Origin of the sequence: Hydrogenophaga sp. (genome assembly GCF_030651625.1) — a bacterium.
Classification (GTDB): Bacteria; Pseudomonadota; Gammaproteobacteria; order Burkholderiales; family Burkholderiaceae_C; genus Hydrogenophaga.
The window spans coordinates 258,590-285,062 of record NZ_JAUSCF010000039.1; the positions used below are offsets into that span (position 1 = coordinate 258,590).

Consider the following 26,473-nt stretch of genomic DNA (forward strand, 5'->3'; position numbering starts at 1 on the left):
CGAACACCATGTCAGACATCGAAAACCACCTCATCGATCTGCTCCCACAGACAGTCAAAAAGCAGTTCATCGCACTCTGCGAGCCGTTTGAACTGGTGCTTTCGGCAGATCTCATCGAAAGTGGCAAAGAGTTGACGCACGCCTACTTTCCTCGCACCGGCTTCATCTCCCTGGTGGTTGACATCGACAGCCACCCCCCGCTGGAGGTCGGCATGATCGGTCGTGAGGGCATGCTGGGCTCTGAACTCATCCTTGGGCTCACCAAGACTCCCTGGCGCGCCGTGGTACAGGGTGCTGGCTCCTGCTTGCGCATCGCCGTCAAGACCTTTCAGAAGGCCATGGAAGACATGCCAGCGCTGCAGGCAGTGGTGCAACGGTCACTCATGACACGTCTGCATCAGCAGTCGTTGGCATCGGCGTGTGAACGTTTCCACCCCATCGGCCCCAGGCTGGCGCGCTGGTTGCTCATGAGCCAGGACCGAGCGGATTCCGACCAGTTCCACGTGACGCAGGAATTCATTTCGCTGATGCTGGGCGTTCGGCGCGTGGGTGTGACCCAGTCGGCGAGCGACTTCCAGAAAAATGGCCTCATCGAGTACCGGCGGGGCGAACTGAAGGTATTGGACCGGGCTGGACTCGAGGAAGAAGCCTGCAGCTGCTATGAGGCCGACAAGTTGCTCTACACCGAAATGATGGCCGTCAAGTTCTGATCTTTCTGGTACCGAGACCACTCCGGCTTTGCAAGGGAGGGTCGGTAGGCTGACGCAGGGGGCCGCAGCCCCGCTCCCTTTCAGGCAATGGCAAGGCGTCTGTCTCGGCGGGCCGCCTGGATGACCAGATCGGGATCCGAACGCATGGCATCGGCCGGTACCCGGCCCTCCAGAGCAGAACTCGGATGGGCAAACCACAGCGCCGTTTCCCATTTGTCGTAAACACCCGCCAGTTCTGTGGCCACGAGGCCCACCTCTGCCAGTGGCGCTTTGGTGACCATGTCGAACTGGAATCTTGGCAGCCAGGTCAGGCATTGCCATTCGAAGTGAATCACCTCGTTCCTGTCCATCCACTTGTCCACGGTGCCTGCGGTGTGACGGCCGCGGCCTTCGAGCAAGGCGTTGACATCGCCCCCCCGATACAGCCCCCCGCTTCCACGGTAGGCCTCCAGCATGTGAAGGAACAATTCGTCGCGATCCTGCTTGCGCGAACCGGGCTCGTTGTCGCCAACCGAGTCGAGGAACTGGAAGGCAGACGACCCCCTGGTGGAAATGCTGGGCTTGCTCATCAGATGGTTCATGGGAACTCCGTTCGGCAAGGTTCAGGAAGCAAAGCGAGCGCGCTTGCCAACGACGCTGTGTTCATACATTGGGACAGGCGTCGAATGGAGCGTCTGTGCGTCACCGAACCTTGTGGTGACTGCATTGCATGACTCCCACGGCGCCGGACCAACGACGGTTGATCCGTCAGGCTGACAGGCCAGATTTCGGGTGAAGACTGGTCTTCGTATGTACGCCACAGCACCGACGAGCGCAGGCCGCCAGCCCCATGCTCGATCCGTGGACCAACGTGGTACCCCAACGTGGCACCCATCAACCAGAAGCTCCCTTCAACGAACTTCACGTTCGCGTTCCGCATACCCACCATCCGCCTGGAGAACCCCATGAACGAACCTGTCAAACCACTCGACATCAAGGCCTTGCGCAACAGCGCACGCCAGCGCATCGAGGAAGGCGCCGTCACCGCAGGCTACAGCGCAGACCGCGAGGGCGTCATTGCCCTGCTGAACGAAGCCCTGGCCACCGAACTGGTGTGCGTGCTCCGCTACCGCCGCCACCATTTCATGGCCAGCGGCATTCATTCACACGCCACGGCGGCCGAGTTCCTGGTGCATTCCAATGAAGAACTCGCCCACGCCGACCAGTTGGCCGAGCGCATCGTGCAACTGGGTGGTGAACCGGATTTTTCTCCCGACTCGCTCACCCAGCGCAGCCATGCCGAGTACGTGGAAGGCGCCACGCTGACCGAAATGATCCGCGAGAACCTGGTGGCCGAGCGCATCGCCATCGACAGCTACCGCCATGCGATCGAGTCCGTGGGTGCCGATGACCCGACCACGCGCCGCCTTTTCGAATCCATCCTCGCAGTGGAAGAAGAGCACGCCGACGAACTGGCCGATCTGTTGACGCAAGTGCCCGCCAAATCCAACTGAAAGGGACCCAACATGAAAAAAAAGCAACCCCACGACGCACTCTTGGGCACTGGCGGCGAACTGCACCAGCAGGCGAATGCCGAACATCCACCACTGACCACGCAGCAGGGCATGGTGATCTCGGACAACCAGAACTCACTGCGCGCCCACCCGCAGGGCCCCACCCTGCTGGAAGACTTCGTGCTGCGCGAGAAGATCACACACTTCGACCACGAACGCATTCCCGAGCGGGTGGTGCACGCACGCGGCTCGGGCGCACATGGGTTCTTTGAACTCACCCGTTCGCTGGAGGCTTACACCACGGCCAAGGTGCTGACAGAAGTCGGCGAAAAGACGCCCGTGTTCTCACGCATCTCAACGGTGGCCGGTGGTTCGGGCTCCTCCGACACACCGCGCGACGTGCGGGGATTCGCGGTGAAGCTCTACACCAAGGAGGGCAACTGGGATCTGGTGGGCAACAACATTCCGGTCTTTTTCATTCAGGACGCGATCAAGTTTCCCGATCTGGTGCACGCCGTGAAAATGGAACCTGATCGGGGCTTTCCGCAGGCTGCCACAGCCCACGACACGTTCTGGGACTTCATCTCGCTCACACCTGAGTCCATGCACATGGTGATGTGGATCATGTCGGACCGCACGCTGCCACGTTCGCTGCGCATGATCGAAGGTTTCGGTGTGCACAGCTTCCGGCTGATCAACGCTGCCGGCGATTCGACTTTCGTGAAATTCCACTGGCGCCCCAAGCTGGGCATGCAGTCCACCGTGTGGGATGAAACGGTGAAGATCGCGGGCGCCGACCCGGACTTCCACCGCCGCGAACTGTTCGACGTGCTGGGTGCGGGTGAAGTGGCCGAATGGGAGTTCGCGGTGCAGCTGTTCACGCAGGCCGAGGCCGACCAGTTCCCCTTCAACCACCTGGATGCGACCAAGCTCATTCCCGAAGAGCTGGTGCCCCTGCAAGTGATCGGCCGCCTGGTGCTGGACCGCTGGCCAGACAATTTCTTCGCAGAGACCGAGCAGGTGGCGTTCTGCCCCACGCACCTGGTGCCCGGAATCGACTTTTCAAACGACCCGCTGCTGCAGGGCCGCCTGTTCTCGTACCGGGACACGCAGCTCTCGCGCCTCGGATCGGTGAACTTCGAGCAGATCCCGATCAATGCGCCCAAGTGCCCGTTCGCGAACCATCAGCGCGACGGTCACATGCAGATGGCACAACCCCCCGGGCGCGTGGCCTACGAGCCGAACACGCTGTCGCCTGACTCCCCACGCAGCGACCGCGCAAATGGTTTTGTGAGCGTGGCGCTTGACGAGGGTGGCGAGCGTGGCCGCGTGCGCGACGCCAGCTTTGCCGACCACTACAGCCAGGCCCGCCAGTTCTTCATCAGCCAGACGCCCACCGAACAGGCCCACATGGCGTCGGCGCTGGTGTTCGAGCTGTCCAAGGTTGAACACCCGCACGTTCGCGAAGCCATGGTGTCGCACCTGCTGGTGATTGACCAGATGCTGGGGCAGCGCGTGGCCGATGGTCTGGGCATGGAGGCGCTGCCGGCCATGGCAGCAACCGTGCAGCCGTTGAAGGAACTGCCACCATCGGCCGCCTTGAGCATCATCGCCAATGCCACGCACACACTGGAAGGCCGATGCGTGGGTATTCTGGTGGACAACGGCTCAGACGGCGCCACCGTTGCAGCACTGAAGAAAGCCGCGATGGCGGCAGGTGCCCGCGTGAAGATCGTTGCGCCCAAGGTGGGCGGCGTCACATTGGCCAGTGGCAAAAAGCTGGCGGCCGACGGACAGCTTGCGGGTACGCCTTCGGTGCTGTTCGATGCGGTGGCGCTGGTGCTCTCAGAGTCTGCCGGCAAGGCCTTGTGCCGCGAGGCGGCGGCGGTGGACTTCGTTCGTGATGCCTTCGGCCATCTCAAGGCCATCGCCACCGATGCGGGCGCACAGGCACTGCTGATGGCAGCGGGCATCAAGCCCGACGCTGGCGTGCTGGGCGCCGACGATCCCAAGGCATTTGTCGATGCCGCATGCACGCGCCAGTGGGCACGCGAACCTTCGGTCCGCCTGCTGGCCTGAAGCGCCATCCGAACGGGGCCCTTGCTCCAGACACGCTCGCCATGCCGGGACGTGAGGGCACGTTCCGGTCAGGGAGCCACTTGCGCCACCGGCTGGTGCGGTGGCGCACAGACGGCCAGACAGATTGGGCCTATCTTGAACAAGCAGCATCTTGCTGACACTCAGGAGTTCTCCATGAAAACATCGACCCCACGCAGCCTGAAGGCTTGGTTGCCTGGCGCACTCACCGCCGTGGCCGTGCTGGCACTGGCCGGCTGCGCCGCGCCCTACCCCTACCCGGTGTACGAACAGCCAGCGGCCCAGCCACCTCCGCGGGTCTACACCTATCCGGCACCGCAGGCGCCGCAGGTGCAACAACCACAGGAAACCCGACGCGACTTCCGGCGCCGCGACCGCGAGCGCCTGTTTGACGTGCCCGTGACATCGGTGCGCGCCGTCATGGGCGAAAGAGGCCAGCGCTGCTGGATCGAACGCGAAAACGTGCCCACATCCCGTGGACCGGCCAACATGCCTGGCGCCATCGTGGGCGGAGTGATTGGCGGCATTCTGGGTCACCAGGTCGGCGGCGGCAGTGGCCGTGACATCGCCACCGCTGGCGGCGTGGTGGCGGGTGCGGTGATCGGTTCCAACGTGGGCCGTGGTGGCGCCTTTGGCGGCCAACAGACCCAGGACGTGCAGCGCTGCACCGCCGACCACAGCCGCAACACGCCGGACTACTGGGACGTGACCTACATCTTCCGCGGCGTTGAACACCGCGTGCAGATGACCGAACCACCCGGACGCACCATCACAGTGAACGACGAAGGCGAGCCACGGATCTGACACGCGGCACTTTTCAGAACACTTCGGCTTGACCGAAACGGATCTCCACCCCCCCTTTGGACCTGCGATGCAGGTCTTTTTTTGCATCCAATCGGGGGGTGTCGGACAGAAAGGCTCCGGGTGGCTTGCGAACATCGGTTTGAACGACCCGATGAAGGAAAGCAGCCAGTCAGCCTGTCACGCAGACGACCAAAAGCCTGGCATCCCCTGTAGGGATCCCAGGCTCAGGCAACCTGCAAGGGCCAGTTGCCAGATGCGACCACGGCCTGCTTCCCCTTCCGGTTCGCAACTGTGCGAGCCGGTTCGCGGGTTTCAGGCCGTCTGCATCACAACGGGCTGCGCCCCGTGATCACGCGCAACAGCACCATGATCACAGCCACCACCAGCAGCACATGGATCAGACCGCCCATGGTGGTGGAGGTCACCAGACCCAGGAGCCAGAGAACGAGCAGGACAACAGCGATGGTGTAAAGCATGGAAATCTCCTTGTATGGAAAGGGAGAAGTTGAAGAGAGGCAGTGCAAACGACCGATGTGGTCCCTGCCCTCTCACCCACAGCCGGGGGCACAAACGCCCCCAAGCCGATCTGGTCAGATCAGATCAGTGGTGACGGGGGCGGCTGAACATCGTCAGCAAGCCCATGACCGCAGCGCCCACGGCAGCGGCGATCAGCACCGATTTGATCGGCTCGTGTTCGATGTAGGCAGCAGCCGAATCACGGGTGCGCAATGAGCGCTCACGCAGGTGGTCCACGCCTTCACGCAGGGCTTCCTTGCTGTGCTGGGCAAGCATTTCGGTGTCGCGGGCCAGGTGCTTGAAGGCAGCGCCGGACTGCGCCCGCACCTCGTTCACGCCATCGGCCACGCGGTTTGCGCCTTGCTGCGCCAGACGCATGGCGCCCTCTGCGGTTTGCGAGGCGGTGTTGGCCAGGGCGGAGACGTCTTTGCCAAGTTCGTTGACTGCGGTGTTCATGTGATCCTTTCGGTGATGGGGGAGGAAACCGGGTGAAGCTGGTGATGACGTGAAAACACGATCCATCACTTCTGCAGCTGCGCAACAACCAGCGACACCAAGGAACCGGCAATGCCGGACCTCAGGTGCCGACTCCCTACCGTACAAGGCGAGAGAGGGAAGCCGCGCAGCGGCGCAGGAGCTGCGTTTACTTCAAACGCATGTCGTTCTTGACCGAGGCCACGCCATCCACGCTGCGGGCAACAGAGGTTGCCTTCTGGATGTCGGCCTGCGAGCTCACGAAGCCGCTGAGCTGGACCACGCGTTTGAAGGTTTCCACGTTGACTTCGGCCGACTTCAACGTTGGCTCGTTGAAGATCGCTGCCTTCACCTTGGCGGTGATGGCGGTGTCGTCCAGATACTGGCCTGTGCTCTCCTTGGTGGAGGTGGCAGCACAGCCCACCATGGTGGTGAAGGCGGCTGCGGCGAGCACGAGGACGGAAAGGCGTTGGATGGTTTTCATTGGGGCTCCTTTAAGGATGGTTAGCAGGTGCGGAGGTGCGGGGTGTTCGGAACGAAAACCTCAAGCACCATCAGCGCCTTGCCCGCGAGATTAGGCCTGCGCTGCTCGAATGTCTGTGCGGTGTCGCACCTTGTCAGCGATGACTGCTAAACTCTTGAGCGTCATTGGGGAGTAGCCGCTCTTCACCGCTTCACGGCGGCACCTGCAAGAGGCTTGCGTCAACACACTTGGCCGGGAAATCACCATCCGGCCATGGCGCCAGCAGCTCACCGCCTGGCAAGACCTTTGACCACCATGCCTCCGCGTTGGCCGGGGAAGCGTGGTGGTCATCCGTCTTTTGCTCCGGCCTCAAGGATCTCCCCTCTCATGGAAGCCCTGTTCGTCTCCACCGGCGTCGTTGCCCTTGCCGAAATTGGCGACAAGACCCAGCTGCTCGCCTTCATCCTGGCCGCACGCTTCAAGAAACCCCTGCCCATCATTGCCGGCATTCTGGTGGCCACCCTGGTCAACCATGGCCTGGCGGGTGCGCTGGGTGTGTGGATCACCACCGTGCTCACGCCCGAGGTGCTGCGCTGGGTGCTGGGCCTGTCGTTTCTGGCCATGGCGGTGTGGACGCTGATTCCCGACAAGATCGAAGAGGACGAAACCCACGTGGCCACGCGTTTTGGCGTGTTCGGCGCCACGCTCATCACCTTTTTCCTGGCCGAGATGGGCGACAAGACCCAGATCGCCACCGTGGCACTGGCCGCGCACTACGCCGCCCCGCTGCTGGTGGTGGTGGGGACCACGCTGGGCATGCTCATTGCCGACGTACCCGCGGTGTTCGTGGGTAACAAGCTGGCCGAAAAGATCCCCATGAAGCTGGTGCACGGCGTGGCCGCCGCCATCTTTGCGTTGCTGGGCGTGGCCACCTTGTGGGGTGCAGGGGAACGACTGGGGTTCTGAGTCCCTGCGCGCCACTCGGTCATGGTGGCACTGCGATCATCCACGCATGCCTGATCGCTGCCCGACCCCGTTCCCTGCACGAACCGCACTGGCCGGTGCCGCAACCCTTGCCGTTACCGCAGGCCTTGGCCTTCTGGCAGAAATTCCTGCTGCCCATGCCCAGACGCCCACGTCTGAGCCGCAGCGCGTGCGGGTGGGCTCGCTGCTGTTCGACCGCACCGAAGTCACCATCGCGCAGTTCGCCCGTTTTGCTGATGCCACCGGCACAGTGACGCGCGCCGAGCGCGAAGGCGGCGGGTTTGAATACGCTGGCGGCTGGCAGCGCCGCCCCGGCTGGACCTGGCGCACGCCCGACGGTGCGGCCCCCGCTTCGGCCCAGTTGCCCGCCGTGCACCTCACCCACGCAGAGGCCGAAGCCTATTGCCGCTGGGCCGGTGGCCGCCTGCCCACCGCCGCCGAATGGATCAGCGCGGCCTACACCGAACAGCGCGCCGCACCACCCGCCCCTTTTGCGCGCGGCACCACCTACCCCTACCCCACCGGACTCAGCACGCAAGGCGCCAACACCAGTGGCACCGACCCCTGGCCGCGTGCCGCCCCCGCTGGTGCCACGGCCGCAGGCGTGAACGGCCTGTACGACATGGGCGCCAACGTATGGGAATGGGTGAGCGACGCCCAAGGCGGCGACCGCCGAACCATGGGTGGTTCGTGGTGGTACGGAGCCGAGCAGATGCGGGCTGAGGTGAACGCCTGGAAGGCGGCCGACTTCTACGCGGTGTACATCGGGTTTCGGTGTGTCGCCCAGGCGGACTGAGGCGGCCTCGCTTCCTGGACCGCCGTTTATTCATCCTGTTCGAATGTCGGTATCCCGGCCGACACAGGCACTTGCCTGGCTGGCAAGCTGCCTTGCGCTTCCACAATGATCGCGGGACAGCGCATCCGGGATCTGCGCAAGCGACAACTGCCTGTGGATGCCCCTCCAGTTCCGGGGCTTCGGTCTTCGTCGACCGTGTAGCCTCGGAGGCGTCAGGTCATTGGGTTGCGGCGCTCACGATGGGAGTGCAAGTCCTCTGTAGATGGGGTTGCAGCAGTGCACGCGTGACAGGTTCCAAAACGCCTTCCACTGGAAATCTGTACTCCATGAACCACATCTATTCGATTGTGTGCGCCCATCCACAAAGCGCCAGTCAAGTGGCACCTGAAACGGCCAAGCGGCGAGGCAAGAGCGGCGTTGCCGTGGGCCAGCGCACCAAACTGCACGCCGTTTCAGCTGCGGTGGCGGCGGTCGTGGCACTGATGGGGGGGCACATGGTGTCAGCGTACGCGGGTACAGGTTCCTGTTCAGAAGCGAATGGCGGACTCAATGTTTCCAACAGCAGAACGGGTACCTGCTATCCAGGAAATGGCGATGAACTCTCCATCGATTCTGGCGGGAGCATTGCCACAGGTTTTCAAAACACTGTTCAAGTAAGCAGCGGGATAACAGGCGTTTCAATTCAAAACGCAGGCACGCTACATTCTAATGAAAATGTAATCTATAACCTTGGCAGCATTTCAAATATAACAAACAGCATCACCGGCCAGATTGGAAGCCCTTCCACCTACTACGGAATCATCAACGAAGGGACATTGACGACCCTTGACAACACTGGATCAATAAATGCTTTTGGCTACGCCATTTACAATGGCGAACTACGCACCATTGGATTAATTCAGAACAGATCTGATGGACGGATTGGCGATAGCTCCACCTATTTTGCTGGAGTTGAAAACCTTGGGACTCTGACCACCCTTGACAACGCTGGATCCATCAGTGCCATAGTTGACGTCATTCGCAATGGAGTGCAAGGCAATATTGGGTTGATCCGCAACAGACCTGGCGGCATTATTGGTGACTCTTCGGCCTCTACGGCAATTATGAATGATGGCACCCTGACAACCATCACCAATGAATCAGGCGCAACCATTCAAGGCTCAATCGCTGCTATCTCCAGCCACGGTACGCTCGGTGAATTGAACAATTCGGGTGAAATCTTAGGCAGTATTTATATAAGCTCCGTCACACCCATCAACATCCTGGGCGATCAATCGCGCATAGCCGGAGCCGTAGACAACCAAAGCGGGTCCGTGAACGTTCGCAATGGCGCAAGGTTCACGCCACAAAATACATTTGATTCGAGCACCTTCCTGATCGAAGACGGCGGCACTTTGCGGGTCAGGGAAACCTCCTATGCGCTGCGAGCGCGCAGCTCAGCCCCAGATGCTTTCCACAACGCCGGTACCCTGGACGTGGCCGAAGGCCTGGTGGCCAATATTCAGGGCAACTACACCCAAAGCGGCACCTTGCGCATAGCCGCGAGCAGCGCCTCCAGCTTTGGGCGTGTGGCAGTGAATGGCCACGTCACATTGACCAACACAGCAGCGTTTGATGTGGACGTGAACAGCACCAACACCCTGGCCGTGGGCCAGACGCTGGCGGGCGTGATCACGGCAAGCTCGGGCCACACGTTAACCAACAACGCCCCCAGCACCAACGTCAGCGACAACAGCTACCTGTTCGACTTTGAATCGGTGACCCATGGCAACGCGGTGGACCTGCAGATCGTGGCCGCAGCTCCAGCTCCAGCTCCAGCTCCAGCTCCAGCACCCTCGCCTGCGCCGGCTCCCGCGCCTTCCCCAGCACCGGCACCTGTTCCGGCGCCAGCACCGCCGCCCCCCATCGGTATCGTGCCCGCAGTCATGCAGAACAGTCTGCCCAGCGGAGCGCCTGCCGCCGGCGTGCTCAACAGCTTCATCCGCGGTGGCGCCACCGGCACCGACTTCGACAATGTGGTCACCGCCCTGGGCCGTCTGCCCAACAGCCGCTCCGTGGCGCTGGCGGTGGGCCAGAGCATGCCGTCCATGCACGGCAATGCACCGGCCACGCTGATGGCGCTGGGCGGCAGCACCGGGGCGGTCATCCAGCAGCAACTTCAGGGCGGTCCTGTGGCCAGCCTGCAGTCGCCCAACGGCGGCGGCGGTGGTGGCGCGGGTGGCGTGGGCACCAGTGGCAAAGGCCTGTGGGTGAAGACCCTGGGCAACCGGGTCAATCAAGACGAGGTGGACGGAGCCAGCGGCTACAAGCTGGCCACCTACGGCCTCATCGGCGGTGTGCAGTCTGAGCTGAACGCAACCACCACGCTGGGCCTTGGTCTGGGGTACCTCAGCAGCGAGGTGAAAGGGCAGGACTTTGCCGCCAGCCATGGCAGCGACATCGAGAGCGTGCAGGTGGTGGGCTACGGTCAGTATGCGCTGGGCAGCGCCGGCTGGCAGTTCAACTGGCAGGGCGACTTCACGCGCAGCCGGGTGGAGTCAGAGCGCCATCTGGGTTTCATTGGCCGCACCGCAAAGGCCAGATACAACGGCGACGCATGGCACCTGGGTGTGGGCGTGAGCAAGGCTTACGCCGTGAGCGCAGAGACCACCATCCAGCCGATGGTGGCGCTCGACTGGCGCAGCTTCAAGGCCAAGGGCTACACCGAAACCGGCGCTGGTGCGCTGAACCTGCAGGTGAATGCACAGACCGCGCAAGAAGCGGTTCTGAAAGTGGGTGCACTGTTGCAGCAGCAGATCACGCCTCAAACCCAATGGGTGGCCAGTGCCGCGCTGGGCCACGACCTGCGCAACCAGCGCAATGCAGTGACCGCCCGTTTCACTGGCGGCGGTGTGGCCTTCACCACCGAAGGCCTGCCGCAATCAAGATCAATGGGTGAACTGGGCGTGGGCATTCACCACCAGGCCAGCGACAGCATGGAACTGGTCGCACGCTACGACCTGCGCCTGCGCAAGGGCCTGCGTGATCAGACCGCTTCTGTTCGAATGAGCTGGGCCTTCTGACTAGCGGGCGGGGCGCACCGTGGTGCGCCCCGCCCTGGCACGGCTTTCAGGACTCGATCTTCTCGGGCCCATCGAGTTTGATTTTTCCCTCGTTTACAAAGCGATGGAAATCGTCAATGGGAATGGCAGCCAGGCCATGGGCGTCTTCGTCCACCCAGCTGAGGGTGACGTCGGCTTCCGTGATCGTCACTTCGACGGGGCCTTCAGGAATTTCGGCGACGGGACCATCACCGACCCGGTATTCGACATTGCCAACGATGTGTGCGGTTTGAGCCATCAGGGTCCTTTTCCATGAAACGCGAGCTTGACGCTCCAGCATAAGCGAGCTGGTGCGCTAATGCACCCAGAGCCCCCTGTAAACGCAAAGTCTTACACCTGCGGGACGAACTGTGTTCGCCTGCGAACAGACCCTGACTGACCCCGGACTTACGCTGCAACTCAGTCGGGGTTTCCGACTGTGTTCGAACCCATGCTGCTTGCAGCTGAAAGGAAAATCCCATGACCGTTTCTAAAATTCTCACCGCTTCATTGACAGCACTTGCCGTGGTTGGTTCTGCCAGCCTCGTCTACGCTCAGACGTCTTCCACCAGCCCAGGCCCGGGCGATGTCAACAGCCAGAACCGCAGCACAGATACCCTGAATCAAGGCACCGGCACCGGCACCGGCACCGGCACCCTCAACCAGGGCACGGGCACGGGCACAGGTACAACCTCTGGCACCGGCAGCAGCACGCTGGGTCAAAGTACCGGCACCCCGAGCCAGGACCGCAGCACGCTGGGTCAAGGCACCGACTCCTCCAACCAGCGCAGCACCGGCACCCTGGGTCAGGACCGCACCACCATGGGCAGCGGCAACATGAACCAGGACCGTTCGGCAGACGAACGCCTGGCCCGTCGCGCTGACCGCAACTGATCGGCACGCCCTCACGGCCTGACCCTTCCCCATCGTGCAAGCGAAGGGTCGGGGTCGGGCCGTTTTTTCTTTTTTGTTCAAACGAGCTGCACTCATCATGAGATCCCCTTCCAGCCAAGCGAACGATCCTCGCTGCGCGGGTGCAGCGACGCCTTTTCCCTCGTCGGGTAAAGCCATTCCACGCCTGATCCGCGACATGCGCATCGGCCTCGTTGCAGGTCTGGGTGCCCTGGCGCTGACCCTGCCCGGTGGATCGCTGCCGCATGCAAGTTCCCTCCAGGAGGCTGCCCCCGGCACCTCATCGTTTCACATTCCGTCGCTACCACGTGCTGCGTGGGGCGACACAGAAGTTTCAGACCCCGTCAGAAAGATCGCGAACTGGAGTGCCGCCACGCAGGACCACGCCGGCATGCCTTTTTTCGTCGTCGACAAGGAGTCAGCGCGCCTTTACGTGTTTGACTCATCTGCCCGTCTGGTGGCCGACACGGCCGTGCTGCTGGGCCTGGCGATTGGCGACCACACTGTGCCCGGTATTGGCGAAAAAGCCATCGCAGATGTGCTGCCACACGAGCGCACCACGCCAGCGGGACGTTTCAACGGCCTGGTAGGTGAAAACCTTTCAGGCGAAGACGTGGTCTGGGTGGACTACGACGCCGCTGTCTCCATGCACCGCGTGCGCCCACACCGTGCCAGCGAACGGCGGCTGGAAAGGCTGGCTTCTGAAACGGTTGAAGACAACCGCATTTCCTATGGGTGCATCAACGTGCCAGTCGCATTTTTCGAAACCCACGTCCTTCCCGTGTTCTCCCATATGTCGGCAGCCATCTATGTGCTGCCCGAAAAAATGACATTGGCGGAGGTGTTCAGTTCAGCGCCCGAGGTGATCAGTTCAGCGCCTTGAGCGAAAAAAATCCGCGCAGCGAGATGCCTGCGCGGACCAACCTTGTGAGACCACCGCCAACTGCCGTGCAGCTGGCTTTAGATTGGCGCTATCCGCAACCCATTCGCACTTGGAAAAATGGTGTCAACAGGCCCTGGTGGATTGCACCCTGCGATGCTGGGTTTTCGTTCGCTGCGCGTCAAAGCCGTGACGCACAGGTGCCCACTCAGTTACCGCGCTGACCCACGTACGGCTGCGTGCCGTAGAACTCGTGCACACCCTTTTCCCAGGTCGTGTCGGCCATGTCGGGCCAGTCGTTCTTGTCGAAGCCGGGTGCGTTTTCCAGGCGGTCCTTGCTGGCATCGAGCACGAAGTTCTTGTTCACGGTGTCCAGCTTCAGTGCGTCCCACGGTACGGCAAACAGCTTTTCACCCATGCCCAGGAAGCCACCAAACGACAGCACGGCGTAGCTCACATGGCCGGTGCGCATGTCGAGCATGATTTCCTTGATGTCGCCCAGGTTTTCGTTGCTGGTGTTCACGACGTCGTTGCCCAACAAGGTGTCGGCACCCATCAGGTAGGGGCCAGGTCCGCGGTTGCGCTCAGGGACGGTGTCATCGACCGCGGCGATGGTGGGATTGGTGGCGTAAATGCCAAAAGAATCGCGTTCTTCATAGTTCATGAGGTGGCTCCCAGATAGTGAGGATTGAATGGAGGGACGGTTTCTGCGAGCGACAGCGTGTCTTGTGAACAGCTGGCGTGTGCAGGGGGGATGCGGGTGGCGCACGGTGCCGTTGGGCACAGCAGGCGCCGACCGCGCAAAATTCAATAGACGGCTGCCATGGGCTGTCGATGCACCACCACCGTGGACATGCCCAGATCGGGCATCGACAGCAATCGGTGGCGCGCGCTGTGTGAACAGGACAAGCGGTCGTAGGCCTTGCGAACCACGCCGTAGCACTCGCAGCTTCGTGCTTCCAGCGCCGGGCGGTCAAGCACCGTGATTCGGCCACGCCGGTAAGCGATCAGGCCGGCCTTCTGCAGCTTGAGCGCGGCACAGGTGACACCTTCGCGCCGCACGCCCAGCAAGCGGGACATGCGCTCCTGGGTGATCTGCAGCTCGTTGCCCTCCTGGCGATCCAGATGCTGCAGCATCCAGCGGCAAACCTGCTCGTCCAGCGCATGGTGACGGTTGCAGGCGGTGGCCTGAGCGACCTGGGTGAACAGGGCCTGGGTATAGCCCAGCAACTGCTGCATGAAATCGGGCGAGCGGCGGGTATGGTGCAGCACGGCGGCGGTGCTCATGCGCCAGGCGTGGCCAGGGCGCTGCACCACGGCATCGTTCAATGCACTGGTGTCGCCCATGAACGCGCAGACACCCACCATACCCTCACAACCCACCACCGCCACTTCGGAGGCAGAGCCGTCGGCCAGAGAGGAAACCAGTGACACCGTGGCGGTGCCCGGAAAGTACACATGCCTCAGCGTCGATCCGCTGGCGTGCAGCACAGAGCCGACCGCCAGCTCGACCTGCTCGAGGTCTTGCTCGAGCCACAGCGATTCGGCGCTGGACACATGGGCCAGCAGCTGGTTCGTCTGGAACCGTGAAACGGAAGTAGTCATGGCGGCCTTTATCGGCATTGCGTTGTGTCGCTGCCCCGGCCGATCTAACGGGCCTTGAGGCAGATGACTACCCTGCGGGCCTTGAGGGCCAGAAAGCAGGGATGACGCAATGTAGGTCGCGGCTGAGCCTGCAGGTATGTACTAAGACATGAAACCGAACAAATATGTATCGGTTTGTCAATACTGCTTTACGAGAATGGTCGGGTAATCGGGTGGCGCGCAGCCGCCCAAGGGCAGGAAAGCCTCACACCAGAGGGCGGATGGGTGGTCGACCGTCACCGTAAAGGTCGGCCAGACGGGCCAGCGCCTTTACATCGCGCATGAACAATCGGCCGTCTTCGAGGTGGTGCAAGCCGCGCTTCTCCAGCTTGCGCAGCGTCTTGTTGGTGTGCACCAGTGAGAGGCCCAGTGCGTCGGCCACGTGTTGCTGTGTCAGGGGAAAAGGAACGCCTTTGGTGGCCGCGTCTTGCTGCAGCGCCGCTGCTCGCTTGTACAGCAGGATCAGCAGCGTGGCGATGCGCTCTTCGGCACTGCGCCGTCCCACCGACAGCAGCGTGTCATCCACCAGCGACTCTTCGTGGGCGGTGAGCCAGGTGACATTGAATCCCATGGATGGGGACCGGCGGTGAATTTCCCACAACGAATCGCGCTGGAACACACAAAACACCGAATCGGTCAGCGTTTCCACGCCATGGGGAGCAGCGTCGCCCATCTTTTGCTGTACCCCGATGAAGTCGCCCGCGAGCAGGAAGTTCAGAATCTGCCGGCGACCGTCGCTCAGCGTCTTGAAGCGAAACGCCCAGCCTCTTTGCAGGGTGTACAGCGGCGCGTCAACCTGACCTTCCTGGATCAAGGCTTTGCCCGCTGCCAGCATCATGTCGCGCCGCTTGAGCGACTGAACAAGCTCCAACTCGGCAGGCTCAAGCGCCTGAAACAGCTCCAGCGGCCGCAAATCGCACTGGGCGCAAGACAACGCGGCGGCGGGCTGACGTGCGGATGGCAGAGAGGCAGCGAGTTTTTTGCTCATGCGCGATTGTGGCCCATGGCAGGTCTGGCCACCTTGCCATCTGCCCGGCCGACAGGGCTGTCAAGCAGGCCCTTTGAAGCGTTCGGTGCGAACGGAGGCTTGACTCAAGCCGGCACCTGCCCAAATTTCCCGCTGTTGAAATCTGCAATCGCCTGGTGAATCTCGGCTTCGCTGTTCATCACGAACGGTCCGTAGCCCACCACCGGTTCGTCGATGGGTTCGCCCGAGAGCCAGAGCACAGTAGCGTCGCCATTGGCTTCGATGCGCACATCGCTGCCCGATCGGTCCAGGTGCACCAGTTGCCCCTCGCGCACCACATGCTCTGCGTTCACCATGACCGTGCCCTTGAGCACCACCAGCACCAGCGTGTGGCCCTCGGGTGACTTCAGCTCGGCGCGGCCATTCTGCTGCAGGCGGATGTCCCACACGTCAATGGGTGTGAACGTGCGCGCCGGTCCCTGATGCCCGGCGAACGCACCAGCGATCACCCGCACCCGCCCCGCTCCGCTGGCCAGGTCCACCGAAGGAATCTGTGCATCGAGCAGCGTCTGGTAACCCGGCGCGGCCAGTTTGTCTTTCGCGGGCAGGTTCACCCACAACTGCACCATCTCCATGGTGCCGCCGGTTTCGGTGAAGGCTTGCGAATGGAATTCTTCGTGCACGATGCCGCCGGCTGCGGTCATCCACTGCACGTCGCCGGGGCCGATCTTGCCGCCCGCGCCAGTGGAATCGCGGTGTGCCAGCTCACCCTGGTAGACGATGGTCACGGTCTCGAACCCGCGGTGCGGGTGCTGCCCCACTCCGCGTGGCCTGGGTGCCGGATCAAAGTGCGTGGGTGCCGCGTGGTCGAGCATGAGGAACGGACTGAGCCGGAGGCCCAGGCCGGTGTAGCTGAACAGCGAACGAACCGGAAAGCCATCCCCCACCCAGTGGCGGGGTGGCGCACTGTGAACGCCGAGCACTTTTTTCATGGGGTCTCCTTTGATGGGCCAGACAGTCGACAGGCCGAACATAGAGGATATGGGGATGCCCAAAAATCCGGTAGTGGGCGAATTTCACACGCTGCGTTCCACCAGTGGAACGATGCAGCCGCACAGAAAAACCAAAGTCGGCTTGCCACACAAGGTTGGTCGTAGAGTGCGTGGTACCCGAGGTCCTTTCGAACACACGCCAACCCTCACCAGCCTCACACAAATGAACCGCCAACGTATCAGCTCAGGCTCCACTTTCGAAACACAAATTGGCTACAGCCGCGCCATGGTTGCCGACCCCTGGGTGTTCGTTTCCGGCACGACCGGATTCGACTATTCGACGATGACGATCTCGGCCGACATCGTCGAGCAGGCCGAACAGTGCATGCAAAACATCGGGACCGCCCTCACCCAGGCCGGCGCATGCTGGGCCGATGTGGTGCGCGTGACCTACGTGCTGCCCGACGCGGGCGAGTTCGAAGCCTGCTGGCCGGTGCTGCGCAAGTACCTGGACGAAGTTCGCCCGGCAGCCATGATGATTTCCGCCGGGCTGGCGGATCCGCGCATGAAGATCGAGGTGGAGGTGACCGCGTTGAAGGCGCCCCGGTAGGTCAGCGACGCGTCGGTGTCAGGCAAGGGTGGCCAGCAACCACCCCGCACCCGCAATGTGTGAGAGCGTCACCAGGACCGACAAGCCGTGCAGCCACTTGAAGCGCTTGCGCTGACCCGCGTCGGTGGCGCGATTGATCGCCGGCATCAGCAACTGCCGCACCAGCCCGGTGGAGACAGTCACGGCCAGCATGATCAAAGCAGCCCCAGGGTCGTTCGGCCACCAGAACAAAGCGGCCATGGCCGACGTGGCGATCACGAACGCGTAAAACCAGGGAAATGCCCGCCGCAGTGTGGCGCCTGCGGTGGGCGCCGGCAGCGCGTTGAACACGAACGCGGCAAAGCCGAACGAATACAGCGTCATGCCGCCAAACAGCAGAGCGGTGCTCAGAATGGCAAGAGCGTGAATCATGGCGATGACCTGTGGGTTGAATCCTGGTGGATATCAGGGCAGCACCCGGCCCTCTGCGATGGCCACGCGCTCCAGCGCCGCTTCGAACAGCACCCGCGCAGCCCCCGCCACACGGTGCAGGTAGGCGTGCAGTTCGGCATCGGCCGGACTGCGATGGCTGCAGTCGGCGCTGTAGGCCTCGAAGCTGGCGATCTGCATCAGCAGCTCTGCCACGTGGCTGGGGCATTCGCAGGCCATGTCTGACGACATGCCGGCGAAGTCCGTCAGCGTCGCATCGTCGAACCGGCGCGGCGGCGGGGCATGTTCGGTCAGGCCCAGCGTATCGGGTGACCAGGGCTGAGTCCCTGAAGGCTCGGCGGCGCCCACGTCAGCCCTCAACGGACCAAGCGCCTCGGAGTCACCGAAAAGGGTCGACTCCAGCGACCACAGCCATGCCCCCAGCGCCTCGTCGTCGGCCGGTTCGCGTGTCATTGCAGCGCCGGCACCCACCAGCGCGTCGCGCGCAGCGACACCCGCAAACCGGTAGACCACCGCCACGGCACCGGGGCTCCACGCATCCCGCGCGGCCGTCAGCTGAGGCATCGCAGTTGCTTCCTGCAAGCTCGCGGTCTGCCAAAGCAGCAGGTCCACCGGCGCGGTGCTCTGCCCGGCAGCGGCTCGAGCGGCATCGGCCAGCGAATCGAACACACCCACCACCTGCGGCGGAGTCGCCCAGCGCCGAAACACCGCGGCGCGCTGCAGCCTGCGTGCCATGGCTTGCCCGACCACGACGATCCGCATGGGCGCTCGGCGGGGTGAAACCGCCGTGCCCGTGGGCGCTTCACCAGGGGCCGGCGTGACGGCCAGGTTGCGCAACTGCTCCATGCGCAGCGCCGCCAGCGAGCCAATGGCGTGACCGTGCGCGGTGAGTTGGCGCAACAGCATCACGCGCTCCACGTCGGCAGTGGAGTACAGCCGGTGCCCCGACGGCGAGGTGGTGGGGTCCACCGCCTGATGACGCTGTTCCCAGATGCGCAGCGTGGACACGGGCATGCCCACCATGCGTGCCACGGCGCTGCTGCGGAAACTGGGCTGGGACGCTGGTTCGAATTGCGTGGAGATGGGCATTGCTGGAGCTGCTGAATCGCTTTTGAGTCGTTTTTGAGTTGCTTTGTCTGGAGTATTTGACGGGTATTCAGTAGATGAGTTGCTTATGAATCGTTTCATCCTATCATTTGCCCATGCAAAACACAACTCAATGCAACGCAACCGTGTATTTTGACGGCGGCTGCCCGGTGTGCTCACGCGAGATCGCGATGTACCAGCGCCAGCCCGGCGCGGACAACGTGCGCTGGGTGGACGTGGCCCACTGCGACGCTGCCGAACTGGGCACCGATCTTTCGCGCGACGCCGCGATGGCACGCCTGCACCTGCGCCGCGCCGACGGCAGCCTGGTCAGCGGCGCTGAAGCCTTCACCAGCATGTGGCGGGCGCTCCCGCGCTGGGCCTGGCTGGGCCGTTTGCTCAGCAACCGCCCCACGCTGTGGCTGCTGGAAGGCGGCTACCGGTTTTTCCTGCTGGTGCGCCGAGGCTGGCGCAGGGCTTGATCGCGATCCGCACCGAACCACAACCATTTCCCCCACCGATCACGCCGCGACCGCAAGCCCTCGGCCGTGAACCCATTCCTTCAACGGCTTGCAAGAACCAGACGACCACCCCATGAACCAGACCCCCAACACCCGCCGCACCTTCCTGATGACCCTGGCCGCCGGTAGCGCCGCCCTCTCCACCGCCACCCAGGTGCAGGCCCAGGCCGCAAGACTCGACGAAAAAAGCCCCCAGGCGGTTGCGCTGGGCTATTTTGAAGACGCCACCAAGACCGACGCCAAGAAATTTCCCAAGTACGCCGCCGGGCAGCTCTGCAACAACTGCGCCCTGTACCAGGGCAAAGAAACCGACGCATGGGGCGGCTGCCCGCTGTTTGCAGGCAAGCAGGTGGCCGGCAAGGGCTGGTGCAACGCCTGGGTCAAGAAAGGCTGATGGTGTCCGACCTGGCGGCTGCCACCCAGGCAGGCAGTGGCCCTGCGCACCCTGGCAGCCCCACCGGTTCGGCTGCGGCGTCAGGGCACACCTTGCCGGCCGCGGTGGTGGCCGATCTGCGCACCGATCACGCCGGCGAAACCGGCGCGGTTTGCATCTACCGGGGGGTACTGCGCTTCGCCCGCGAACCCGCCCTGCGCGCTTTTGCCGAGCGGCACATGGCCACAGAGCGGGCGCACCTGCAACAGATCGAATCGTGGTTACCGCAGGCCGACCGCAGCCGCCTTCTGCCTTTGTGGCGACTGGCCGGCTGGCTCACCGGCGCCCTGCCAGCCCTTGTGGGGCCACGTACGGTCTACGCCACCATCGAAGCGGTCGAGCAGTTCGTGGACCAGCACTACCAGGAACAGATTCAGTGGCTCGACGCACACCCTGCCCTGCGCCCCTTGCAACTGACCTTGCTGGAATGTCAGGGCGACGAAGTGGCCCATCGAAACGAAGCCGCCGCCGCGCGCGGCGCAACCCCACCGGGCCTGCTGCTGCGCGCCTGGTGCCGGGTGGTGGACGCCGGCTCGCGCGGGGCCGTGGCCGTTTGCCGCCACATCTGATGGGCTTTGCCATGACCGCCATTGCATCCGAGATCGAACGCTTCAACCAGCTCAGCGCCACCTGGTGGAACAGCAAAGGGCCCATGCGACCGCTGCACGTGGTGAACGCCCTGCGACTGGACCACGTCGTCGAACAAATCACGCTGCACTTCGGGCTCGATGCCGACCCACAACCGCTGGCAGGCCTGCGCATTCTGGACGTGGGCTGCGGCGGTGGCCTGCTGGCCGAGCCACTGGCGCGCATGGGTGCTCACGTGGTGGGGGTGGACGCATCGCCCGGCAACGTGGCCGCTGCGCGCCTGCACGCAGCCACCCACGGCGTGGAGGTGGACTACCGGCTGGGCGAGCCGGGCGAAGTGATGGGCAGCGATGAGCAATTCGATGTGGTGCTGGCGCTGGAAGTGGTGGAGCACGTGAGTGATGTGCCCGCGTTCATGGACACCGTGGCGCGTGGCGTCGCGCCCGGCGGATTGCTGTTCGCATCCACCATCGACCGCACCTGGAAGAGCTTCGTCTTCGCGATTGTGGGCGCCGAATACGTGCTGCGCGTATTGCCGCGCGGCACGCACCAATGGCGGCAGTTCGTGCGGCCGGCCGAGCTGGCGATGGCCGTGAGCCGATCCGGCCTGCAGCAGGTTGACCTGAGGGGCATGCGCTACAACCCGTTCCGGCACACAGCCGCGTGGTGCAGCGACACGAAGGTGAATTACATCGCGGTGTTTGAAAGCAGCGAACCCGCTTCGGGCTCGTGCCCTGCCAGGGGGGCCTGACACAGCGGGACACCGCCATCGGTGCAATTGCGTCGCTCGGTTCGCCCGACCACCGAACAACCTTGGCTTCGTTATGGCGAGCGAGTGTCTCCATTCAGAAGCGATGGTGCCGGGGCTTGTCTTGCTGGCCCTCCCCGGCCAAAGCCTGCGGAGGAGGGAAAAAGCGGGCGAAGCATGTGGAAGTGGCGATGCCCGCCCGGGTCACACGGGTCATGAGCGTCGCCGCCTTCGTGGCGATCAGCTCGACTCTGGATCAAGGGCTGCCATCGCAATGAACCGCCTGGAACCTGCGAGGGTCCAGCTTCTTCAATGCGCCACCCGCCCCCGCGCCTTCTGTTCCGCCTTCTGCATCTCCAACCGTTCAATGAGCTCGAGCATCCACTCCACCCGCTGGGTGACACTGCGGGGGGTGGAATCTTCTTCAACCTCACTGGTAGCCGACAGCTCCGGGCATTTTCCCCCGCAGTGCGCCACCAGGTAGGCCACGGCGGCCAATGGCGGTGTGTGTCCCAATGGTTTTCCTACCCAGGCCGACTGCACCCCGGCACAGGCCAGCAGCACCAGCTTGCGTGATGTGGGTACCACGGCGCGCCGGTTCACCGGGTCCAGACCATCGCGGCGCAGTTGCTGGCCGATTTCGGCGTAAATGTGGCGGGCGGCCAGGATGGCCGAGCGGCAGTCCCGCGGCAGCATGGCCACGCCTTCGGTGGAGCGGGCGTAGAGGCGGTCGGCCTCTGCCAGCAGGCGGGCCACCACGGTTTGCAGTGCAGGGGTGCATTGCGGGTTGCGCAACCAGGCTTCGGGCTCCATGCCGGCGGCCAGCAGCCACTGGCGCGGCAGGTACAGGCGGCCGTTGCGGGCATCTTCGCCCACGTCGCGGGCGATGTTGGTGAGCTGCATGGCCACGCCCAGCTCGCAGGCACGCGCCAGGGCCTGGGGGTGACGCACGCCCATGATCCAGCACATCATGGCCCCCACACTGCCGGCCACGCGAGCGCCATAGTCGTGCAGGACTTCCAGGGTCTCGTAGCGGCGGCCCTGGGCGTCCCAGGCGAAGCCGTCAAGCAAGGCGTCCAGCAAGGCGCGGGGCAGTTCATGCTGCTGCACCACGATGGCCAGGGCCCGGTCCTCCACGTGGGGCAGCGGCTGGCCTGCGTAGATGCGGTCCAGCCGGTGGTGCAGCAGGGCCATGGCCTCGGTGATGCACATGCCGCCGTCGTCCACCAGGTCGTCGGCCACGCGGCAGAAGGCGTACAGCGCGATGCTGGACGCGCGCACCCGCGCGGGCAGCAGGCGGCTGGCAGCAAAGAAGGTTTTGGAGCCGGTGCGCATGAGCGCCACGCAAGCGTCGAGATCGTGCTGTCGGTGCGGCGGCTGCCGTGTTGGCTTGGCGGGAAACGAGGGCGAGGCGCTGGGCAATGACGCAACGACAGGCTTGGCCGCACGGGTAGCGACCTGAGGGCGGGCGGCGGTAAGGGCTTCAGGCATGACGGGCAGATCTGGCAACGAACTGGTTCGCGTGGGGCACCACCGAATCCAGCGCCTTGGCCGACATGAGCACACCCGGCACACCCGCGCCCGGGTGCGTGCTGGCGCCCACCATGTAGAGGCATTCCACGTCTTCGCTGCGGTTGTGCGGGCGGAACCAGGCGCTCTGCAACAGCAGCGGCTCCAGCCCGAAGGCCGCACCCTTGAAGCTGAGCAGGCGATCGTGAAAGTCTTGCGGGGTGGTGATGAGCGACGCACTGATGTGCTTCTGGAAGCCGGGCAGCAGGGTGCGTTCCAGCACCTCGGCCACAGCGCGGCGCATGGGTTCGGCCTGGGCGCGCCAGTCGGTGCCGCTGTCCAGGTGGCTCACCGGGGCCAGGGCATAGAACGTGTCGTGACCTTCGGGCGCCATGGAAGCGTCGGTCGCGGTGGGCCGGTGCAGGTAGAGGCTGAAATCTTCGGCCAGCTTGTGGCGCTTGAAGATATCTTTCAGCAGTTCCTTGTAGCGTGGGCCCAGCAGCATGGTGTGGTGCGGCACATCGTTGTACTGCCGGTTGGTGCCGAAGTACCAGACGAACAGGCTCATGGAATAGCGGCCGTTGTCAATGCGACGATCGGTCCAGTGGCGGCGGTGTTGCGGCTCCACCAGGTGGCGGTAGGTCCAGGCGGTGTCGGCGTTGGAGACCACGATGTCGGCGGGAACGAATTCGCCGCTGGCCAGCGTCACCCCTTCGGTGCGGCCGTTGCTGATTTCAATGCGGCGCACCTCGGCGCGGCAGCGCAGTTGGCCGCCCTGCCCGGTCAACAGCTTCACCAGGCCCTGCACCAGCTGCCCGGTACCGCCCACGGCCCAGTGCACGCCCCACTGGCGTTCCAGCGCGTTGATGAGGCTGTAGATGCATGTGACTGAAAACGGGTTGCCGCCGATGAGCAGGCTCTGCAGGCTCATGGCGGTGCGCAGCTTGGGGTGCTTGAGGTGGCTGGCCACCATCTGGTGCAGGCTGCGCCAGCCCCGCATCTTGAAGATGGCTGGGCTGGCTTTGATGAGGTCACCCACGGTATCAAAGGCCTGGGCACCCAGGGCCTCGAAGCCCAGCTGGTAGCAACGGTCGGCCTCGGCCATGAAGCGCTCGTAGCCGGCCGCGTCGCCAGGACTGATGCGGCGCACTTCGGCACGTTGCTTGTCGGGGTCGCCGCTGTAGTTGAAGTGGTCACCGTCGTTGAAACGGATGCGGTAGAACGGGTCGAGCGACTTCAATTCGATGTCGTTCGACAGCTTCTGCCCGGCCAGCGCCCACAACTCTTCAAACAGGAAGGGCACCGTGATGATGGTGGGGCCAGCGTCGAACACGTGCCCGTTCTGGTGGTGCACATAGGCGCGGCCACCCGGTGCGTCCAGCTTTTCCAGCACGGTCACGCGCCAGCCTTTGGCGCTCAGGCGAACGGCCGACGCCAGCCCGCCAAAACCGCTGCCGATGATCACCGCGTGCGGTGTGCCGGGCGGGTGGCGCTCGCTGGGTGGCTGGCTGGAAGGCGGCAGTTGCCACCGGTCTTCAGGGGTGCGGAAGGCGTTCATGGGCTGTCCGGTTTGATGGCCGCACCCAGGGCTGAAGGGGTGCGACCAGGCATGACCGGAACGTCCCGGTGAACATCGGTTTTTCCTTGCGACATGGCCCAGCCCCAGAGCTTCTGCATGGGGGTGGGAAACGCCATGATCACGTGCTCCACGATGGCCAGACCCAGCAGGGCCGCCAGCAGCACCCAGCCGGTGGAAATGGCGGTGCTGCCAGCAGCCACCTGCCACACCAGCCAACCCCAGGTGGCACAGGCCAGCGCCACGGTGACGTAGAAGAAGGCCGTGAGTGGACCGCGCTTGAAATAGCTGCCCAGGTAGACGAGGTGGCGCGGCAGGTACTGCTCGCCGGTTTCGGGGACGCCAAAAAACAGGTTGAGCTTGGCGGAGGCCCGCATGCACCACAGCAAGGCGTAAGTGCAGATGGCCACATGACCGGGTTGCCCTTGCTGCATCCACATCAGCACGCCGAAGTTGGCCAGCAGGGCCAGTTCGTGCCATAGCACCGCGCCCAGCGACTGCCGAAAACGCAGCCAGCCTCTGGCCCCGGGCTGCAGCGGCACGCGGCGCGGGCCGGCGAGCCAGCCGGTGAGAAACGCCATCTCGTGCCAGCTCCACATCACGATCACGCTGGCGAACGCCAGGTAGGCGCTGCCAACGGTGTGGTCCTGCATGCTGAGCCAGGTGGTCCACAGGCTGCCCAGCAGCAGCAGACTGAGCGCACCCATGCTCCATGGGAAGGTGCGGGGCGCGCGCCGCACCAGCCACAAAATGGCACCCGTGCCGAACCACCAGCACAACAAGGCAAACAGGGCGGGTGCGAGCAGTTCGCTCATCCGTGCACCCAGGGTCCGTGAATGGGTTCTGGCCGGGTTCTGGGTGAAGGCTTCGACGAGCTCAGCCCGAACGGGGATTTCGTGTGCGCGAACCACCCCCCTCCGTTCGCCCTGAGCCTGTCGAAGGGCTCATGCGTAGTCTCAGGTGAAGGCTTCGACAAGCTCAGCCCGAACGGGAACGGGGTTCGCGACATGGTGTTTGCCTGTGTGATTTTTATGCTGGTCACCACACCGGCTGCATACGGATGTCTTTGGGCAGCTCGCGCTTGATCACGGGCAACAGGAACAGGCGACCGAAGGTGAGCGCGGCCTTGGCACCACAGAGCCCCACCTGCAATTTACCCACCAGACCACCGCGCTTCCTGGCGCGATCAGCCGCCAGCGAAATCGCCAGCATCCGCTCCATGCATTGGCGGAACACCGGGTTATCGATGTCCACCTCCACCGGGAACACCTGGCGGCAAATGTCGTTGGTGATGCGGAACACCTCGTAGTCGTAGGTGGTGGACTCGAGACCCATGGCTTCGTGCAGCAGCGGGCGCGTGTGGTCGCGCACGTACATGGTGGCGTAGACGGCCAGGATGAAGAAGCGGATCCAGAGCTTGTTCACGCCCTTGAGCAGTTCAGGCTGCGAACGCATGATGAGCGCGAAGGATTCGCCGTGGCGGAATTCGTCGTTGCACCAGCGTTCGAACCAGCGAAAGATGGGGTGAAAGCGCTTGTCGGGGTTGCGTTCAAGCTGGCGGAAGATGGTGATGTAGCGCGCGTAACCGATCTTCTCGCTCAGGTAGGTGGCGTAGAAGATGTACTTGGGCTTGAAGTAGGTGTAGGCCTTGGTGCGCTTCAAGCTGCCCAGATCAATGCCCAGGTTGAAGTCCTTGAGCGACTGGTTGATGAAGCCGGCGTGGCGCGATTCGTCGCGCGCCATGTAGGTCATCAACTGCTTGATGTCGGGGTTGCTGACGTTCTTGCGGATCTCGTTGTACAGGATGCAGCCGGAAAACTCCGACGTGAGCGAACTGATGAGAAAGTCCAGAAATTCCTGGCGCATGGCGGGCGAGAGCTGCGGCATGAGGGTGCGCACTTCTTCGACAAAGGCGGCATCGCGCTGGAAGTGGTCGTGGTTGTTGTCGCCTTCGTACTCCTTCATCATCACGTCCCATTCCGTGCGCACGCTGGACACATCCAGGGCGTCCATGGCCTTGAAGTCGGTGGTGTAGAAGCGTGGCGACAGCACGGTGCTTTTCACGGCCTTGGCGTTGGCGTCTTCGGCGCTCTCCACGTTGTCCATCAGGAGGGCCACATGGTCGATGTCGGCGCTGGCGGTCTGGGTGTTCATGGGTTGC

29 protein-coding genes and 1 riboswitch are annotated in these 26,473 nt (G+C 63.5%); of the genes, 14 read left to right on the forward strand and 15 right to left on the reverse strand.

The window, feature by feature from the left end:
• Positions 1 to 8: 8 nt before the first annotated feature.
• Positions 9 to 710 carry a Crp/Fnr family transcriptional regulator gene (locus Q7V46_RS19555; RefSeq protein WP_304915237.1) on the forward strand — a complete coding sequence of 234 codons (702 nt, stop codon included), beginning with the start codon at positions 9 to 11 and terminating at the stop codon, positions 708 to 710.
• Between the two features lie 80 nt (positions 711 to 790).
• Here the strand turns inward: Q7V46_RS19555 and Q7V46_RS19560 are convergent, their stop codons facing one another.
• Complete coding sequence (locus tag Q7V46_RS19560; RefSeq protein WP_304915238.1) at positions 791 to 1,291, reverse strand: hypothetical protein; 501 nt, start codon at positions 1,289 to 1,291, stop codon at positions 791 to 793.
• Positions 1,292 to 1,654: 363 nt separating this feature from the next.
• On the opposite strand from Q7V46_RS19560, the gene Q7V46_RS19565 reads away from it, so the two are divergent.
• The 3 genes from Q7V46_RS19565 to Q7V46_RS19575 all read left to right on the forward strand — a co-directional run bounded on the left by Q7V46_RS19565 (position 1,655) and on the right by Q7V46_RS19575 (position 5,104).
• A complete protein-coding gene (locus Q7V46_RS19565) occupies positions 1,655 to 2,203 on the forward strand; it encodes a bacterioferritin (protein ID WP_304915239.1) in 549 nt (182 codons plus the stop codon).
• A 12-nt stretch (positions 2,204 to 2,215) separates the two neighbouring features.
• Positions 2,216 to 4,282, forward strand: coding sequence for a catalase (locus tag Q7V46_RS19570; protein WP_304915240.1), 2,067 nt, complete (start codon positions 2,216 to 2,218; stop codon positions 4,280 to 4,282).
• Between the two features lie 174 nt (positions 4,283 to 4,456).
• On the forward strand, positions 4,457 to 5,104 hold the full coding sequence (locus tag Q7V46_RS19575) for a glycine zipper 2TM domain-containing protein (RefSeq protein ID WP_304915241.1): 648 nt from the start codon (positions 4,457 to 4,459) through the stop codon (positions 5,102 to 5,104).
• 326 nt (positions 5,105 to 5,430) lie between these two features.
• On the opposite strand, the gene Q7V46_RS19580 is transcribed toward Q7V46_RS19575, so the two are convergent.
• The 3 genes from Q7V46_RS19580 to Q7V46_RS19590 form a co-directional block, all read right to left on the reverse strand.
• A complete protein-coding gene (locus tag Q7V46_RS19580) occupies positions 5,431 to 5,580 on the reverse strand; it encodes a lmo0937 family membrane protein (protein ID WP_304915242.1) in 150 nt (49 codons plus the stop codon).
• Positions 5,581 to 5,704: 124 nt separating this feature from the next.
• Positions 5,705 to 6,076, reverse strand: coding sequence for a hypothetical protein (locus tag Q7V46_RS19585; protein WP_304915243.1), 372 nt, complete (start codon positions 6,074 to 6,076; stop codon positions 5,705 to 5,707).
• Positions 6,077 to 6,263: 187 nt separating this feature from the next.
• Positions 6,264 to 6,578: a BON domain-containing protein gene (locus tag Q7V46_RS19590; protein ID WP_304915244.1), complete on the reverse strand. Its 315-nt coding sequence runs from the start codon at positions 6,576 to 6,578 to the stop codon at positions 6,264 to 6,266.
• A gap of 154 nt (positions 6,579 to 6,732) precedes the next feature.
• Positions 6,733 to 6,931: riboswitch (yybP-ykoY riboswitch) on the forward strand.
• Positions 6,932 to 6,944: 13 nt separating this feature from the next.
• Here Q7V46_RS19590 and Q7V46_RS19595 point away from each other — a divergent pair.
• From Q7V46_RS19595 to Q7V46_RS19605, 3 genes are all read left to right on the forward strand, one after another.
• Positions 6,945 to 7,523, forward strand: coding sequence for a TMEM165/GDT1 family protein (locus Q7V46_RS19595; protein WP_304915245.1), 579 nt, complete (start codon positions 6,945 to 6,947; stop codon positions 7,521 to 7,523).
• A gap of 46 nt (positions 7,524 to 7,569) precedes the next feature.
• A complete protein-coding gene (locus Q7V46_RS19600; protein WP_304915246.1) occupies positions 7,570 to 8,337 on the forward strand; it encodes a formylglycine-generating enzyme family protein in 768 nt (255 codons plus the stop codon).
• A gap of 1,313 nt (positions 8,338 to 9,650) precedes the next feature.
• Positions 9,651 to 11,399, forward strand: coding sequence for an autotransporter outer membrane beta-barrel domain-containing protein (locus Q7V46_RS19605; RefSeq protein WP_304915247.1), 1,749 nt, complete (start codon positions 9,651 to 9,653; stop codon positions 11,397 to 11,399).
• Positions 11,400 to 11,445: 46 nt separating this feature from the next.
• On the opposite strand, the gene Q7V46_RS19610 is transcribed toward Q7V46_RS19605, so the two are convergent.
• Positions 11,446 to 11,676, reverse strand: a complete 231-nt coding sequence (locus tag Q7V46_RS19610) for a hypothetical protein (protein WP_304915248.1) — start codon at positions 11,674 to 11,676, stop codon at positions 11,446 to 11,448.
• Positions 11,677 to 11,897: 221 nt separating this feature from the next.
• On the opposite strand from Q7V46_RS19610, the gene Q7V46_RS19615 reads away from it, so the two are divergent.
• Both Q7V46_RS19615 and Q7V46_RS19620 read left to right on the forward strand, forming a co-directional pair.
• Positions 11,898 to 12,311, forward strand: coding sequence for a hypothetical protein (locus Q7V46_RS19615; protein ID WP_304915249.1), 414 nt, complete (start codon positions 11,898 to 11,900; stop codon positions 12,309 to 12,311).
• Positions 12,312 to 12,408: 97 nt separating this feature from the next.
• On the forward strand, positions 12,409 to 13,212 hold the full coding sequence (locus Q7V46_RS19620; protein ID WP_304915250.1) for a hypothetical protein: 804 nt from the start codon (positions 12,409 to 12,411) through the stop codon (positions 13,210 to 13,212).
• 205 nt (positions 13,213 to 13,417) lie between these two features.
• On the opposite strand, the gene Q7V46_RS19625 is transcribed toward Q7V46_RS19620, so the two are convergent.
• The 4 genes from Q7V46_RS19625 to Q7V46_RS19640 all read right to left on the reverse strand — a co-directional run bounded on the left by Q7V46_RS19625 (position 13,418) and on the right by Q7V46_RS19640 (position 16,812).
• On the reverse strand, positions 13,418 to 13,873 hold the full coding sequence (locus Q7V46_RS19625) for a PRC-barrel domain-containing protein (RefSeq protein WP_304915251.1): 456 nt from the start codon (positions 13,871 to 13,873) through the stop codon (positions 13,418 to 13,420).
• A 143-nt stretch (positions 13,874 to 14,016) separates the two neighbouring features.
• Complete coding sequence (locus tag Q7V46_RS19630) at positions 14,017 to 14,814, reverse strand: Crp/Fnr family transcriptional regulator (protein ID WP_304915252.1); 798 nt, start codon at positions 14,812 to 14,814, stop codon at positions 14,017 to 14,019.
• A gap of 244 nt (positions 14,815 to 15,058) precedes the next feature.
• Entirely contained in the window at positions 15,059 to 15,841 is a 783-nt protein-coding gene (locus Q7V46_RS19635; protein WP_304915253.1) for a Crp/Fnr family transcriptional regulator, read from the reverse strand.
• 104 nt (positions 15,842 to 15,945) lie between these two features.
• Positions 15,946 to 16,812, reverse strand: a complete 867-nt coding sequence (locus tag Q7V46_RS19640) for a pirin family protein (protein ID WP_304915254.1) — start codon at positions 16,810 to 16,812, stop codon at positions 15,946 to 15,948.
• A 223-nt stretch (positions 16,813 to 17,035) separates the two neighbouring features.
• Between Q7V46_RS19640 and Q7V46_RS19645 the strand changes: the two genes are divergently transcribed.
• Positions 17,036 to 17,422, forward strand: a complete 387-nt coding sequence (locus Q7V46_RS19645; RefSeq protein WP_304915255.1) for a RidA family protein — start codon at positions 17,036 to 17,038, stop codon at positions 17,420 to 17,422.
• A gap of 18 nt (positions 17,423 to 17,440) precedes the next feature.
• Here Q7V46_RS19645 and Q7V46_RS19650 read toward each other — a convergent pair whose 3' ends face one another.
• Entirely contained in the window at positions 17,441 to 17,833 is a 393-nt protein-coding gene (locus tag Q7V46_RS19650; RefSeq protein ID WP_304915256.1) for a DUF4149 domain-containing protein, read from the reverse strand.
• Positions 17,834 to 17,866: 33 nt separating this feature from the next.
• Positions 17,867 to 18,940 carry a MerR family transcriptional regulator gene (locus tag Q7V46_RS19655; RefSeq protein WP_304915257.1) on the reverse strand — a complete coding sequence of 358 codons (1,074 nt, stop codon included), beginning with the start codon at positions 18,938 to 18,940 and terminating at the stop codon, positions 17,867 to 17,869.
• A 113-nt stretch (positions 18,941 to 19,053) separates the two neighbouring features.
• Between Q7V46_RS19655 and Q7V46_RS19660 the strand changes: the two genes are divergently transcribed.
• From Q7V46_RS19660 to ubiG, 4 genes are all read left to right on the forward strand, one after another.
• Positions 19,054 to 19,419 (forward strand): thiol-disulfide oxidoreductase DCC family protein, encoded by a 366-nt coding sequence (locus Q7V46_RS19660; RefSeq protein ID WP_304915258.1) that lies wholly within the window; start codon positions 19,054 to 19,056, stop codon positions 19,417 to 19,419.
• A 112-nt stretch (positions 19,420 to 19,531) separates the two neighbouring features.
• Complete coding sequence (locus Q7V46_RS19665; RefSeq protein WP_304915259.1) at positions 19,532 to 19,852, forward strand: high-potential iron-sulfur protein; 321 nt, start codon at positions 19,532 to 19,534, stop codon at positions 19,850 to 19,852.
• On the forward strand, positions 19,852 to 20,460 hold the full coding sequence (locus tag Q7V46_RS19670) for a demethoxyubiquinone hydroxylase family protein (protein WP_304915260.1): 609 nt from the start codon (positions 19,852 to 19,854) through the stop codon (positions 20,458 to 20,460). Before Q7V46_RS19665 ends, Q7V46_RS19670 begins: the two co-directional genes overlap by 1 nt.
• A gap of 11 nt (positions 20,461 to 20,471) precedes the next feature.
• Positions 20,472 to 21,230, forward strand: coding sequence for a bifunctional 2-polyprenyl-6-hydroxyphenol methylase/3-demethylubiquinol 3-O-methyltransferase UbiG (ubiG, locus tag Q7V46_RS19675; RefSeq protein ID WP_304915261.1), 759 nt, complete (start codon positions 20,472 to 20,474; stop codon positions 21,228 to 21,230).
• 306 nt (positions 21,231 to 21,536) lie between these two features.
• On the opposite strand, the gene Q7V46_RS19680 is transcribed toward ubiG, so the two are convergent.
• The 4 genes from Q7V46_RS19680 to acsF form a co-directional block, all read right to left on the reverse strand.
• Complete coding sequence (locus Q7V46_RS19680; protein WP_304915262.1) at positions 21,537 to 22,718, reverse strand: phytoene/squalene synthase family protein; 1,182 nt, start codon at positions 22,716 to 22,718, stop codon at positions 21,537 to 21,539.
• Positions 22,711 to 24,294, reverse strand: coding sequence for a phytoene desaturase (locus Q7V46_RS19685; RefSeq protein WP_304915263.1), 1,584 nt, complete (start codon positions 24,292 to 24,294; stop codon positions 22,711 to 22,713). The genes Q7V46_RS19680 and Q7V46_RS19685 overlap by 8 nt, the downstream gene beginning before the upstream one ends.
• Positions 24,291 to 25,127, reverse strand: a complete 837-nt coding sequence (puhE, locus tag Q7V46_RS19690; protein ID WP_304915264.1) for a putative photosynthetic complex assembly protein PuhE — start codon at positions 25,125 to 25,127, stop codon at positions 24,291 to 24,293. Before puhE ends, Q7V46_RS19685 begins: the two co-directional genes overlap by 4 nt.
• 223 nt (positions 25,128 to 25,350) lie before the next feature.
• Positions 25,351 to 26,466: a magnesium-protoporphyrin IX monomethyl ester (oxidative) cyclase gene (acsF, locus tag Q7V46_RS19695; RefSeq protein ID WP_304915265.1), complete on the reverse strand. Its 1,116-nt coding sequence runs from the start codon at positions 26,464 to 26,466 to the stop codon at positions 25,351 to 25,353.
• Positions 26,467 to 26,473: the final 7 nt, after the last annotated feature.